The sequence below is a fragment of the Mucilaginibacter sp. 320_HR genome, from assembly GCF_059691875.1.
The window spans coordinates 87,913-102,474 of the sequence record NZ_JCAWAI010000002.1 but is presented as its reverse complement, the minus strand read 5'-3'; the positions used below and the strand labels follow the sequence as shown (position 1 = coordinate 102,474).

14 protein-coding genes are annotated in these 14,562 nt (G+C 44.0%); 10 read left to right on the top strand and 4 right to left on the bottom strand.

The features are described 5' to 3' along the window. The first annotated feature begins 31 nt into the window (after positions 1 to 31). Positions 32 to 217: a phage integrase SAM-like domain-containing protein gene (locus AC59GT_RS05995; protein ID WP_497236788.1), complete on the top strand. Its 186-nt coding sequence runs from the start codon at positions 32 to 34 to the stop codon at positions 215 to 217. Positions 218 to 738: 521 nt separating this feature from the next. On the opposite strand, the gene AC59GT_RS05990 is transcribed toward AC59GT_RS05995, so the two are convergent. Next, complete coding sequence (locus AC59GT_RS05990; protein ID WP_497236787.1) at positions 739 to 3,246, bottom strand: cation-translocating P-type ATPase; 2,508 nt, start codon at positions 3,244 to 3,246, stop codon at positions 739 to 741. Beyond that, on the bottom strand, positions 3,236 to 3,640 hold the full coding sequence (locus AC59GT_RS05985) for a hypothetical protein (RefSeq protein ID WP_497236786.1): 405 nt from the start codon (positions 3,638 to 3,640) through the stop codon (positions 3,236 to 3,238). Before AC59GT_RS05985 ends, AC59GT_RS05990 begins: the two co-directional genes overlap by 11 nt. A 127-nt stretch (positions 3,641 to 3,767) precedes the next feature. Between AC59GT_RS05985 and AC59GT_RS05980 the strand changes: the two genes are divergently transcribed. The 9 genes from AC59GT_RS05980 (at position 3,768) to AC59GT_RS05940 (ending at position 12,449) form a co-directional block, all read left to right on the top strand. Continuing rightward, positions 3,768 to 4,253, top strand: a complete 486-nt coding sequence (locus AC59GT_RS05980; protein WP_497236785.1) for a hypothetical protein — start codon at positions 3,768 to 3,770, stop codon at positions 4,251 to 4,253. 7 nt (positions 4,254 to 4,260) lie between these two features. Then, complete coding sequence (locus AC59GT_RS05975; protein WP_497236784.1) at positions 4,261 to 4,854, top strand: CDP-alcohol phosphatidyltransferase family protein; 594 nt, start codon at positions 4,261 to 4,263, stop codon at positions 4,852 to 4,854. Continuing rightward, on the top strand, positions 4,851 to 5,921 hold the full coding sequence (locus AC59GT_RS05970) for an AI-2E family transporter (RefSeq protein WP_497236783.1): 1,071 nt from the start codon (positions 4,851 to 4,853) through the stop codon (positions 5,919 to 5,921). Before AC59GT_RS05975 ends, AC59GT_RS05970 begins: the two co-directional genes overlap by 4 nt. A 37-nt stretch (positions 5,922 to 5,958) precedes the next feature. Beyond that, positions 5,959 to 7,263, top strand: a complete 1,305-nt coding sequence (locus AC59GT_RS05965) for an NRAMP family divalent metal transporter (RefSeq protein ID WP_497236782.1) — start codon at positions 5,959 to 5,961, stop codon at positions 7,261 to 7,263. Positions 7,264 to 7,754: 491 nt separating this feature from the next. Continuing rightward, positions 7,755 to 7,997: a hypothetical protein gene (locus AC59GT_RS05960; RefSeq protein WP_117382111.1), complete on the top strand. Its 243-nt coding sequence runs from the start codon at positions 7,755 to 7,757 to the stop codon at positions 7,995 to 7,997. 75 nt (positions 7,998 to 8,072) lie between these two features. After that, positions 8,073 to 8,324, top strand: a complete 252-nt coding sequence (locus tag AC59GT_RS05955; RefSeq protein ID WP_117382112.1) for a hypothetical protein — start codon at positions 8,073 to 8,075, stop codon at positions 8,322 to 8,324. Between the two features lie 75 nt (positions 8,325 to 8,399). After that, complete coding sequence (locus AC59GT_RS05950; protein WP_497236781.1) at positions 8,400 to 10,256, top strand: glycosyltransferase family 2 protein; 1,857 nt, start codon at positions 8,400 to 8,402, stop codon at positions 10,254 to 10,256. After that, complete coding sequence (locus AC59GT_RS05945) at positions 10,253 to 11,326, top strand: glycosyltransferase (RefSeq protein ID WP_497236780.1); 1,074 nt, start codon at positions 10,253 to 10,255, stop codon at positions 11,324 to 11,326. Before AC59GT_RS05950 ends, AC59GT_RS05945 begins: the two co-directional genes overlap by 4 nt. Before the next feature lie 4 nt (positions 11,327 to 11,330). Continuing rightward, positions 11,331 to 12,449: an FkbM family methyltransferase gene (locus tag AC59GT_RS05940; RefSeq protein ID WP_497236779.1), complete on the top strand. Its 1,119-nt coding sequence runs from the start codon at positions 11,331 to 11,333 to the stop codon at positions 12,447 to 12,449. Positions 12,450 to 12,451: 2 nt separating this feature from the next. On the opposite strand, the gene AC59GT_RS05935 is transcribed toward AC59GT_RS05940, so the two are convergent. Beyond that, positions 12,452 to 14,038, bottom strand: coding sequence for a vitamin K epoxide reductase family protein (locus AC59GT_RS05935; RefSeq protein WP_497236778.1), 1,587 nt, complete (start codon positions 14,036 to 14,038; stop codon positions 12,452 to 12,454). Then, a complete protein-coding gene (locus AC59GT_RS05930; protein ID WP_497236777.1) occupies positions 14,035 to 14,547 on the bottom strand; it encodes a hypothetical protein in 513 nt (170 codons plus the stop codon). The genes AC59GT_RS05935 and AC59GT_RS05930 overlap by 4 nt, the downstream gene beginning before the upstream one ends. Positions 14,548 to 14,562: the final 15 nt, after the last annotated feature.

Below are 14,562 nucleotides of genomic sequence, written 5' to 3'. Positions count from 1 at the left end.
GCCCTGACCTGGAGTACTCGAAAACCGCAAAATGATCGACATCAGGATTAATGATGTCGACTATAAGTTCGTTGTTGACTTTGATACCTATCTCCGGAACCACAAGCAAAAAGATCACCAACAGTTAATGAATGCGCGAACAATTAATTTCGTGTTCCAGCTGACCATCCTCCCTGCTTTAATTGGAATAATTAAACCCGGAATTGGAGGCTTGTAATTTCATCTTTGCCGAAATTGTAACGGCAAGGGTGAGCGGCGGTGATACTTGAGGAACCAGCACCGATAATATAATTGCCATGCACTTATCCGTCGATTTAAAGGGCAGCTTCATGTCTTGGCTGTAGTCTTTGTCCCTTGGGCTACGGTGCACATAGTGCATATCCAGAAATTGGAAGAATGAAATGCTTTTGTTTTCCTTCCGGTGTTCGGCAAAGTGCTAAAAATCCATAGGCAGCTTCGGTAACTTGTGTAATTCAGTTGTCGAAAACAGGAAACTGTTAAAAGCAATATGGCCGTGAGCTTTTCAAACTTCACAAAAGTAATAATTGATAAGCAATTGTTTCGTTGGATCATATGATTGCAGGTTCTTAATCATTTAACACTCTGTAAAATTAAGTGTTACCTGACTGTGAAACCCTAATACAATAAGATCCGCCATCATCAGCACAAAGCCACTCCCAACCACTAAGGCACGGAATGCTAAAAGCATAGGCAGTATATTTCGACAGGTCTGATTCTTTATAATCCTATATTGGTACGTGTCCGCCATTTAAACAATTCAAACCATATAACCGAGATAAAGCCAATCATGAAGCTTATCGTTAGCTGACTGATATTCAAATGTTCAAAGCCAAAGAATTGTACTAACGGCTTAAAATAGATTAGCGAAGCTGATATAAGCAGGGTAATCCCAATAATGATTAATACCAAATTATTTTTGTACCGGATAGTGGTAAGCAATGAATAATAAAAGGAACGGTTGACCAGGGTCAGCAAAATATTCGCCGTGATCAAGCAAACAAATACCATTGTCCGTGTCAGCGGCTCGTCAGCGCCCTGACTTACCGCATATTGGTAAGTGGCCAGCGTACCCCCGGTGATCACCAAACCCTGTATGATGCTTAGCGCTAGCTCCTTCCAGTTGAAGAAAGTGGCACTGAAGGGACGCGGCTTTTGCAGCATCGTGTTTTTTTCCATCGGCTCATTCTCATAAATGATCGAGCAGGTAGGTCCCATAATTAGTTCCAGGAAAATAATGTGCACGGGTGAAAAAATGTTAGGATATACCCAGCCTAAGGCTATCGGGATAAATACCGTCAGAATGATCGGAATATGAATGGAGATGATGTATTGAATGGCTTTTCTCAAATTGGCATAAATTCGCCGGCCCATGGCAATGGCGGCTACCATTTTCGAAAGATCATCTTCCAGCAAAATCAAGGATGCGGCCTGTTTAGCGATCTCCGTACCCTTTTTACCCATGGCAATGCCAATGTGGGCCGCCTTAAGCGCGGGGCCATCATTAACCCCGTCACCGGTCATAGCCACTATTTCATTTTTTGCTTTCAGCGCATTAATGATCTTAAGTTTGGCTTCCGGGAACATCCGGGTAAATATATTTGTGGTTTCCACCCGGTCGCTAAGCGCTTTTTCGGGAAGGCGCATCAGTTCGTCGCCGCTCATGCGTTGATCAGCGCCCTGGAAATCAATCTGCCGGGCGATGCCCCCAGTGGTTTCCGCATTGTCTCCTGTAATGATCTTAACTGCAATACCGGCACTGTAAAACTCCTTTAATACAGCACTGATGTTCTTTTTAGGCGGATCATAAAAGGCCACAAGCCCTTTAAATGTAAAATTAAATTCCTGCTGCCTGACGGGGAAATTATTTCCGGTAAAACGAGTTTTCCCTACGGCCAGTACCCGATACCCGTCAACGGCCATGGCCTCAATCGCCGATGCGATCCGTTGCTTCTCATCACTGCTTAAAAGACTGACGCTGATTAATGCTTCCGGTGCGCCTTTAGCGGCAATAATCCGGTGCCCCGCTGCATTCTCAAACAGATGGGTCATCATGGGCGGTTTGCCGCCAAGAGGATATTCGTGGATCATCCGGTAATCAGGTCGCTCATCTTTGCGCGAAGAGCCCTCATAGGCCGCGTGCAAAGCCACCTCCATCGGATCGAAGGGTATTGGTTCACTGGCCCACATGGCCAGACTTACCAACTGTAGTTCTTCCTCCGAAAATAGATTTGCTTTAGCATCCGTGATCCGCCCCCCTTGAAGGGCATACACTTTGGCCAGGCTCATTTTATTGTCGGTTAGGGTACCGGTCTTATCTGTGCAGATTACGGAGGCGCTGCCGAGGGTCTCCACCGTTTTCATTTGTTTGACCACAATGCCCATTTTCATCATCCGCCAGGCGCCCAGTGCCATAAACGTAGTGAACGCAACTGGGATCTCCTCCGGCAGGATGCTCATAGCCAGCGTAAGCGCTTTGATCAGACTATCCAAAATATTCGCGGTATGCGCATAATTGATCGCCCATACGGCCAAAAAAACGATCACTCCGGCGATCACCATTTTCTTGACGAAATTGTTGATTTGCCGTTCAAGCGGCGTTTTTTCTTCTTCAATATGTTCCAGGCTCTTGCCGATCTGACCCAGACGGGTTTGGTTGCCGATGGCCGTGATCGTGGCGACGGCCAGGCCGCTGGCCACGGTCGTCCCATGAAAAATAAATGGATCGGCCGAAGAACTGTCTTTATAAACGGCTAATGATTCGCCGGTAAGGATACTTTCATTGACCGAAAAATCATGGGAATGCACGATCCGGCTATCGGCCATAACGGACATACCTTCTTCGACCATCAGGGCGTCGCCAACCACCAGCGAGGTGCTGTCGATCTCCAAAACCTCGCCATTCCGGATAACCTTGCACTTGGGTTGGGAAAAATCCTTCAGCTTCTCGAGCGCGTTCCGGCTTCTGGAATCCTGATATAAAGAGATGCCCGCAACCAGCACAATTGCAAAAGCCAAGAAGATACCGTCACCGGTATTTCCACTAATAAAGTAGATGCCGGAGGTAATTAGCAGTAAGATCACCATCGGTTCTTTTGCTAAACCTTTCAAAGCATTAACAAATCCGTTTTCATTTTTAAACGATAGGCTGTTTGCCCCATATTTTAGCCTGGCAGCGATGACCTCACTATCACTAAGGCCCCGCAGATTAAAAAGCTCAGCCTGCATCGGTTTGTGATGAAGGGATGACCATGAGGGGAAGGTGCTGGTTATCCAGTGCCGCAGCTGTTGTAGACTCATCAAATAATCCCGAAAAAAAACCATCCCGGTGATGAACTAGCGCCAGCAGGCCTGAACCATTTTCTTTGCGTAAATTGTTAAGGAGTGCGATAATCTGCCGCAATTGAACAGCTAATTGGCTAAGTTTCGCGGTGCTTTCATTCTTTCGAAGGACAAACTCTTCGACTACATAAGGGTCGGCATAATTTAGGAGTTTTGGGTGATAATAATATGTGTTGTAAAGCAAAATATCCGCCTTCAACTGAGGGGAAACTTTCGCAACGGTTTTTACGGCGTGGTCCGCACTTTTTGAAAAGTCGGTGAGCATCAGGATCTTTTTCATAACGGCTTTTTCCAATTCCTAAAATTGGCGCTTTACCGACTAAAAACAAATGACAAAGATCATTAATGCGTTTGATGACAATTACTTAAACAGTATGATTAAATAGTGACCTTCAATAAAAAAAATCATGTACGAGACACACATCCACCTGCTGATCACCCACCTGCCGATCATCGGCGCTGCGCTAGGTGCCCTTGTTTTGATCCATAGGATATGGAAAAAAAGCGATACGACTTTGATTGCTGCATACAACCTGCTGATCATCTCTGCTATAGGCGCCGCTATAGCTTATGCAACCGGCGAAGGTGCCGAAGAAACGGTCGAACACTTGCAGGGCATATCGAAAAATGTGATCGAAGAACATGCAGAATCTGCGATAATATCTCTGGCATTATTGATTGCTACAGGAGGGATTGCAGTGGTTGGACTTTTTGTCACTTGGAAAAGCTCTTTCTTAATTAGGCCAGTTGCATTGATCGTATTATTTATTTCCCTTGTAGGATTTGGATTTATTGTCAGGACCGGTTATTTAGGCGGACAGATCAGGCATACCGAAATTGGAACGAATCCGGCATCCCCGGTGAAGGATAAAGATGGCAAGGATAATGACTAAATTAACCATGTCGATCAAGCCGATACATAAACCCAGTTATTATGTGGTTAATGCAATTACCCTTTACCGCTTATTGGCGGCTCCGCTACTTTTAATACTCTTGTTCAGCGGCCATCTTGCCGTTTTTAAATGGTTGCTGATGGTCAGTTTCCTGACCGATGCGATCGACGGCTACCTCGCCCGCAAATACAAAGTAACCAGTATCTTCGGAGCCATCTTGGATTCTGTTTCTGACGACCTGACCATCGCGGTGGCAATAACCGGTATGATGCTGGTGAACCCGGAATTTCTGCGAAAAGAACTTACGCTGGTCATGGTACAGGTCCTGCTTTTTATTACCCAAATTTGTTTTGCACTAATCCGTTATCATAAGATCAGTAGTTTTCACACTTACCTGGCCAAATTTGTTACCATATTCCAAGGCATATTCCTGGTCCTTTTCTATTGGTTGCCTAAGCCGGTTTATCCGCTATTCTATGCAGTATCCACGCTGACCATTCTTGATCTGTTGGAAGAGATCCTGCTCGTCCTGGTGATCCCCCAATGGCAAACGGGTGTGAAAGGCCTGTATTGGGTCATCAAAAAGCATAGCCGATCATGAAAAAAGATATGCCAGTCACCGTAAAGCGCACCATCGAACTCATTGGCCTGTTCGTCCTGGGAACGGTCATCATAGCCGGGAACACGATCATTATGCCTTTGTTAATAGCTTTCTTTTTCAGCCTGGTACTTTTGCCGGTATTCCGCTTTTTCCGGAAGCTCAAAGTGCCTGAAGTGGTCGCGGTCTTTTTGCCGATCTTATTATTAACCATTGTCGTGGCCCTGCTGATTTGGCTGTTTTCCAGTCAGGTCAGCGCCCTGTTGGATGATTTTCCGAATATCCAGCATACCGTGGCTAAACACCTGGATGATCTGAGCATCTGGATCAATCGGTCGTTCGGCTATTCTCCGGCAGAGCAGGTGAAATTCATCAATAAGCAGAGTAAGAAACTTTTCAGTTCACTGAGCGGCGTCCTGAGCGGTGCCGCGGGATCTTTGTCAGGCATTATCATATTTCTCGGCCTGCTGCCCATTCATATCTACTTTATTATGCTGTATCGGAACCTTTTTATCCGGTTCACGCTGATGTGGTTCTCTAAAGACCAGCACCCGCAAGTCGAAGCGGTCATCCGGCAGACCGAAGTCATGGTCAAAAGCTACCTGGTTGGCCTGCTTATACAGATCACCTATATCATTATTCTTTTGGGTGGCGGCTTATGGCTCTTGGGGATGCCGAATGCCTTATTGATCGGAATCATCTTTGCTTTTCTAAACCTCGTTCCTTACCTGGGTGCCCTGATTGGGAATATCCTGGGGGTGCTGCTCACCCTAGCCTCCTCAGAGCGCCTGGCGGATGTCCTGATCGTCCTGGCCACGATCACGGTCGTACAGTTCCTGGACAATAATATTTTGATGCCGCGCATTGTGGGTTCGCAGGTCAGGATTAATCCGTTGGTTTCGATCGTCGGGATCATCCTCGGCGGCGCAATGGCCGGCCTGTCAGGCATGTTCCTGGCGATGCCGGTGCTTTCGATTTTAAAGCTCATATTCGACCACACTGAAAATTACAAACAATGGGGCGTATTGCTGGGCGACGAGCGGCCTCCTAAAAGTCCAATGAGGGTATGATGTTTAAAAAAGATTGAATCCAATTGCCACGAAAACAATGGAACCTGAAAAAGGCAAAAAGCCACCAAAAAACCGCTTCCTCAAATTCATATCGGTTTTGGGCCCAGGATTGACAACAGGGGCAGCAGATGATGACCCTTCGGGAATTGCAACCTATTCGCAAACAGGGGCCCAATTTGGGTATGGGCAATTATGGACAGCTTTGTATATGTTGCCCTTCATGGCAGCCGTTCAGGAGGCTTGTGCAAGAATAGGCTTGGTGACCGGCAAAGGAATCTGTGCTGTTGTCAAAGAACATTACAGTAAAATCGTGTTGTATGCTGTGGTGAGCCTAGTGGTTGTTGCAAATACCATTAATATCGGAGCGGATATAGGGGCTATGGCATCAGCAGCTCAGTTACTGATACCCGCGCCATTTGTTTTGATGGCAGTAGGCTTTAGTTTTATCATCTTACTGTTAGAGATATTTACTTCTTACCGGACTTATTCAAAGATTTTAAAATGGCTTGCTGTTACATTGCTTGCTTATCCATTGACGCTGTTTATTGTTCATCAACCCTGGGATACCGTTCTAAAAGCCACTATTATACCGAACTTTGAATTCAATTTCGCTTTCTTGTTTATTATTACCGGCGTTTTAGGCACCACCATTTCGCCGTACATGTTCTTTTGGGAAGCCTCGCAGGAGGTTGAAGAACGGCACGAAGCAGCCCGCATCTTCAAACGCAAGCGCCAGGTTAGTTGGCTTGATATAAAAAAAATGCAAATCGATAATAACTTCGGAATGATATTTTCGGAGCTTGCAACATGGAGTATCATTGTTGTATGCGCTACTGTTCTTCACAAAAGCGGGGTTAAAGATATTAAGACGGCGGCGGATGCGGCTAAGGCACTTGAACCTTTAGTTGATAGTTTCCCTAACGCCGGCTTATTGGCGAAACTCATCTTTTCAGTTGGCATTATCGGACTCGGCCTTTTAGCCATCCCGGTACTTTCTGGCTCAGCTGCTTATGCTGTATGCGAAGCGTTTAGTTGGAGATCAAGCCTCAACTTAAAAGTAAAGAGAGCCCCGGCTTTTTACGCTGTGATTTGTGCAGCTACTATCATCGGGCTGCTTATTAATTTTATTGGTTTAGATCCCGTCAAAGCGCTGATTTTTGCTGCCGTTTTGAACGGAGTTGCCGCGGTACCCATGCTTTTTATAATTGTAAAGATCGCCGGTAGTGAAAAAATCATGGGACAATATAAAATTGGTGGGGTATCGAGGACTTTATTGTGGATCACCTTATTTGCGATGGGCGCCGCTGCTATTGCGATGTTTTATACTATAATAAATAGTTAGGTGGGCGAGAGCACATTTTGTTGCAGCTGATAAAAGGAAGTGTTACTCACACTGGCTTCAGCTAAACTGACTTTACATAAGGCTGTGTTCGGTAAGGTGGATCACCAAAACGTCCACTAAGCTATTTGCGTAGCGTATAACTGATTCATATTCTGTAAAAAATAGAGATATAAGTGTAGACTAGGGGACGCACACAGTAAGCAATTTCTACACCTAAACGTTCCCGAAATCAATTATTTGAGGGTGTTTTGATTAAGCATACCTTACCAACCCTTTGTAAAGCAAAGGTACTCGTTACCTCTCAATACTACTACTCTGTATTTTTACGTCGACATTACGCTCTTACTTATTGCGATCTGTTGCGAATGTAATAGCCTTTAAATTACTTTTTAGGCAATAATGACTTAATTATCAAGAAAAAAAATAAGAATTAACTTGCAAGTAATCAACATTTTATATAGGTTTACTTTTAATCAATTTAACCTTAAATTATGAAAAAACTTGTATTGAAAGGTCTGCTCGCCCAGGCTGAGCAGCTGTCACGTGACGAACAAAAAAATGTGGTTGGTGGTTATGATCCCGCTCCTCCAACCTACCACTGGGTTTATTGCAGGAATTCGGGCGGCTACAATATTGGTAGCTTTCAATCAGACACCTGCAACAACTCTATTAACTTAGGTGTTTGCCAGTATTACTACCCAGGCTCAACATCAGCTTACACGCAGGGTTGCTAATCTAATACAAGGTTGCACGCACATGCAACCTTGTATCCTTTTGAACATTTACTAAAAACCAAATTAGATTAATTTATGAAAAAACTTGTTTTAAAAGGTTTGCTTGCTCAGGCCGAACAACTCTCCCGCGAAGAACAAAAAAATGTAGTTGGTGGTTATACCACTCCGCCGCCCCCGCCACCAGTGATGCACTGGGTACATTGCCAGAATTCTGGTGGCTACATTATAGGTAGCTTCCAGTCTAGTAGCTGTACTTATTCTGTTAATTATAGCATATGCGTATCTAGTTATCCCGGCACTGTAAAGTGCTATGCCGAGGGCTGCTAACCCACATTAAACCAACGCTGGCTTTGTCCAGCGTTGGTTACTTCAAATTTTTTCCTCATTAAAATTTATAGTGAGTTGTACACTATTTCCTTTTGCACAGCAATCCGCAATCGCCTGCACCATCTTAGGCAAACGCTGCCAAAAAACCTTGCTGATAACGCAGCATACCCGACGTTAGAATTTGTCATTTTAGATTACAACTCGAACGATGGGCTGGAACAATGGATAACCATAAACATGGCTACCCATTTGGCCGCTGGAAAAGTCAAATACATTCGAGTGGATGAAGTTGAATATTTCGAACGGAGCAAGTCGCGCAACATGGCTTTCAATGCAGCCACCGGCCAACTGGTATGTAACGTAGATGCTGACAATTTTGTGGGCATGGGATTCGCTCATTATATTAATAGCTGCTTTCACTCTGACCCCGATATTTTCCTAACTACCTTTTCTGATGAGATAGCTAATACTCCTGACTTTTTGGGGCGTATATGCTGTAGAAGAACTGACTTTATGCAAATAGGAGGTTACAACGAAGCCATAAAGGGTTATGGTTTTGAAGATTACGAGATTATTAGCCGACTAAAAAAAGCCGGTTTGAAACAAGAGGTAATTACTGACAAAAGATTTTTTAACGCCATTACTCACGACGACGACGAACGCATACGTGAAGAACAGTTGTTCTCATCTTTAAAGGACATTTATCTGGGCTTGATTTCGCCGTACGAATCTGACCTGTTATTTCTTTTTAAGGACGGCTCTTGTGCGTCAGGTAGACTTGTTGACCGCACCACAAAAAACTGGGCATCTCCAGAAAACACACTTCGGCCGTTAAGGCACCGGTATGAATTTGCACTTACAAACGCCGAATGGGTAATTGGCCGTTGGACGCTTGGGGCTGAGACTTTGACAATTGACGAGCCGAATGGACAGAAATTGAAATTTGCAGTCCAAGACGGACACCTTACGTCGTCTGATCGCAGCATGGAAAAGGTAACCGAAAAAAAAATGGTAACCGAAATGCTAATGTTTTATACCCAATACACCAATAGGCGCTTTTTAAGCAACGATACATCTGTTCCAATAAATGTTGATAATAATGCAGGAAACTACCGTGTGCTAACAACGTCGGTATATTGTCACATAAGTCAATGGCACCAACTCCTACAGGAAGTCCTCTTGCCTCTACAGGAAAAAGTCATTAGGCAAAGTCCCGAAGCGTTTTGCGTATACGGTCTAAGTAATTACCGCGGCAATAATATCTCCGTTACTTGGTTCTTGCCTTCTGGCAATTCAGAAAGCCTGTTTTCGTGGCTAGTTGCAGAAGCTAATGTGTTGTTATCGCAGTTCTCATTTGTGACGGTGCCTGTAATTGCCCGCTACCACAGCACCTTTATGAATTTCCCTGCCGGGCGGGTTGCTTACGGGTTATATCAATTCCCGGGGGTTGTAACTAAAGCGCTGGATGTGGAAACTGTAATTAATCTATCAAGGACGGTTACCGGCATCCTAACAAATGTTCTGGCTCAAGATACAATAGATAGTGATAGTGCATTTACCTTGGCTTTTTATCTTCATGCTTTATTGAGAAAGGGATTAAATCTTTCCACTGAGGAATTGCGCAATCTTAATGAAAAAAAACTGACGGGTAGTAACACAAACCTGATGGATATTACCCAAGGCAACGAAGCTACTTTTATTGAAATAATGAACGACATGTCATCTTTAGAATTTCTAGACGCTCCAGAAAATGCCTGGATGAAACAATGGATGGTAACCGCTGCCGCCGACCAAACGCGGCTTAATGCCTCACCTGTCGACTTCTTCGATGATGTAAGCACATTACTGTTACATCTATTAGCTTTACCCGTAGAGGTGAAAAAGGTTATTGTTGCTTCAATTTACAACGCCGGCATTGCTAACTCACTATGAAAAAACTCCTGCTGATTACTGATGTTGATTTTTGGAATGGCGGCGCAGGCCACCGAGTACGCATCAGCGCGCTGGTAAGTTACCTGGGTAATAATACCGAACTATATATCGCTTACATTGGTATAGTGTCGCCAATGGAAACGCTGCGAATAGCTGAGCTAAAAGCGACGGTAATCATCCTTGATAACGAAGGCACCCTCTCTCCTATGAAGTATGGTGAAAAGCTTGCCGAAAAAATAAAAGATATTCATCTAGATGCAGTAATCATTGAGTATATCCACCTTAGCTATATGCTAAATTTTGTCAATGAAGATGTAACAATGCTGCTGGACATGCACGACATCATTAGTGACCGTACCGAAGCCTTTCGCACATTTAATTATGGCGGCGTAATCCCTGAAATGTGCGCGGAAGACGAATTCGGGATTATGGATGTGTACGATCATGTTATGGTTCTATGCGAACCCGACCGCAAAAAGTTAGATGATATCATTCCCGGAAAAGTAGTACTGTGCCCTCATCCAAATTTAGTTCACCGGCGACTTGTACGGCCGAAGGTAAATACAATCACTTACATCGCTAGCGAATACCTGCCAAATGTTGACGCAATATTTTACTTCATGGAAACGGCATGGCCTCTGGTATCTGCAGAAAAAAATATTGAACTGCATATTTACGGCAATGTTTGTCACCGGCTTACCGGTCGCGAATTACCTGAGCGTGTGTTTCTTAAGGGATACGCCGCTGACCTCAACAAGGTTTATGACAATGCAGACATTATTATTAACCCTGTAAGGTTTGGAGCAGGCATGAAGATAAAAACGCTTGAAGCACTGGCCAGCAGCGTGCCATTAGTCACCACTGCGCATGGTGCCCGCGGCCTTGAAGAAATTGCAGGTAAAGGTTTAATAATAGTTAATAACACAGAAGATTTTGCTTTTGAAATAGAAAGATTAATAAACGACTGCCTCATACGACAGCGCTTAGTTGCCGAAGCTGCCGACTTTATAGAACAAAGTTACGGACCGGAAAAATGCTTTGCGCCGTTGTTGGACGCAATACAATCATAATTGAATGGACAGCGAAGAACATGTGATAAGTGCTATGTTAAGGAAGTTCAGGTCAGAAGTGGATGTGGTGACCGCATGCCGCCACCTTAAAGCTCATGACGACTACCCAAGTTTATTATCAATAAGTGAGACGCTGAAAGCATACGGCATAGATAATGCAGCATTTAACTGGCCTTTCGAGCGTTTGCATGAATTACCGTTGCCTTTTATTACATACGTTAATACGCATAATGGCGAGTACATGATCGTAACCGAAATTAACGACAGGGAAGCGTCGTTAACCAGTCGCAACAGCTATGAAGTTCCTATGCTGCTGGACTCATTTAAATTGATTTTTGGTGGGACTGTTTTGGTTTTGGAGCCGCCAGAACCAGGCACTGCTTTAGCCATTGAGGACATCCAGCCGTCATCGTTAACTGATATAGACGATTTACCTTTTCCAGTAACCTACGTTGACATTGGTGCAAGCTACGGGTTACCGCCAAAATGGGAGCGTTTTGCGCAGCAGCCTAATTTCATGCTATTGCTAATAGAGCCTGATGCCGGACAAGCGGCTGATATTAGGCTACAGTACCCAAATGCAATGGTTTTGGAAACGGGTTTAAGCAACCTGAACGAGGAACGCGACATTAATATTACGGCGTCTCAATCATGCTCATCAGTATTGGAACCTAATATGGATGTTCTCAGACGTTTTAATCTCGAAAAGTGGTTTACGGTGATCGGCTCTACCAAGGCGAACCTTAGGCGCTTTGAACAAGTTGCGGCGGAAACGGGGTTGCATGTACCAGATTTTATAAAAATAGATGTACAAGGATTTGAATATGAAGTATTAGAAGGATTTGGCAAATTGCTGGATCAGGTCCTTTGCATAGAACTAGAAACTCATTTATTACAGATATACAAAGAACAAAAACTGTTCTTTGATATCCACAAGATGCTATATGACCGTGGCTTTTACTTGCGGCACCTGGAGCAAACTGGCAATTTTTTGAGCGAAGCTGTAGAGTTTAATGCTTACTTCGTCAGAAACATGAACGGTTTACACGTTAACGCTCAAGCAAAAATTATTTTTTGGGAAGCAGTTAATAGTCTGCCGCCAGCAAAAACTCCTCGTGCATGATCTTAGATAAAGTATTTGATTTCTTCCAGTTTATAGAAATTTGGTAACTGCCTGCCATTAATAAACAAGCGGGGTGTACTTGATATATCGTTAGCTTCGCACCATTTCTTCTGCATCTCCAATAAAGGTTCTACATTAAGTTGTTGAGATGCAGGATAGTTTGCCCTCCATGCATCGAAATTTTTTAATTTATCATCAAACCATGCGTTAATTGCGTTCGATAATGTATGCGGATCATGCTCAGCGGCAAGCCTCATCATGTGCGAGGCTACTGCTGTTTCCGGGTCGCCATGGTAGTTCAACACGTAAAAAAACAATTGAACTTTAATATCCTCCCGGGAACTTAACCATGACGACAAGAGGCTATGCGCTTCACCGCAGGCCTCACAAAACGGTTTGGATACGATAGTTATTACGGTATTTGCATCTCTATCCCCTTCTATAATTGTAATTTCCGGGGGAGGCATCACCACCTCCTGCTGATCGGCCATTATCTTTTTGAAAAGTGAAATGTTCTGGCCTTTAATCGCTCGTAGTTGCTCCCGGCTAGCCTGCAACATTCGTGTTGCTTTTAAATGAGGTTTGATAGCGGTCCATGCAATAACAGGTACAATAAAGCAAAACAACATAAAAAAAGCACTATCAACAGTAAGTAAGGGCAACCGCCAGGACGCATATTTGAATAACAAAGCACCGTCTGCACAAAGTATAACTAATATAGACAGGCACAGCATGCACCACTGCTTTATAACAAATGCCTGAAGGTAAAACGAATACAATACAAACACGGCCGGCAGCAAGGCTGCAAGCGCGAGGTATTGTATCAGCAGACTATGGGCACCGGCAAATGCCGTCAGCAAAAAAGTCGTTAAAAAATAGAATAATCCTGCCTCAGCCCAACTAAGCTCATCGATAATGTTTGCGCTATCAGAAAAAATCACCTGGTTGCAGTCGCTTCTCCGGTTTATAAAGCAAAATTTGTCAAGCAACGGGTTAGATATATCTATACTCTTGAGCGCAAGCAACAGGCTAATCACTACGCCGGTCAGTTTGAGTATTAACGACGCCAAGATACCCGGCTCGTCGGCGAAATTGGGATATTTTGCGATCAGCAAGCACATCACAGCAATCGTAGCACCTGCAATTAAAAATTCACCTCGGTAAAGTTCCCTAAATTCACGTCGTCGTTTCACAACGTAATTTTTCTCACCGGCACCATCATTCGCTTCTGCTACTAATACCCTCCCAGAATACTGACTGTTTAGCCACTCCCGTTGAACTTTTTTGTTGGCATAAACTTCATTTACTATTGTTGCACTACCATCATCTATATTGGTTACTACTACAAACTCGCCTCCCCTGCTTTTTAAATGAGCAATAAAAGGAGTCTCGAGTTCTGTCAGACGATCAATTGGCAATTCGAATACACCATTTGGAATTAGGAAATTACCGAGCACATCCGCCAAACCAACGAAATTATAGTGCTCTGGGTGCTTATTCAGTTCGCGCTTTATACCCGTTGACGTAAGCGGCACCTTTAACCTTCGCGCCAGCTCAAACAATACGGTAGGTATGTTGTCCCCAATCATTTTGGCAAATGAATAAATTGTTCAGTAACCCGGTGAAGTAATGAAGCTCGAGATATCAGGATCTTCGCCTCGCCAGACATGCCCGGTAATAATGCTCGCTCGCCAGCAGTTGACGTGTTAGGAAGGCCGGTGACTTTAACACTAATTAATCCATTTTTTCCTACAACAGTATCAATAGTACTGATTGCCGCCCGCAAATCATTATTGCCGCCATTGGCTAACGCATTCAGGTGAATATAAACCAATTGTCCGCTTTTGATTTTGCTAATGTCACGCTCAGCTATTTGAGCACTACCAGTTAATTGACCACTAGCTTCTTCATTAAGGTGGATAGGTGCATTGATGAAGGTGGGGTACTCTAAATAGCCTGCTAATGCCACCAGCACCATAATAATAACAGTAATGGTGCCTATGCCCCAAGCGATGATAGTCGGTGGCGGTTTTGAGATAACCTCATCTAATTCAGGGCTATTGCGTCTTTGTAAATCTCGTGTGCTATCTATTGGCATAACCTATTCTAATTT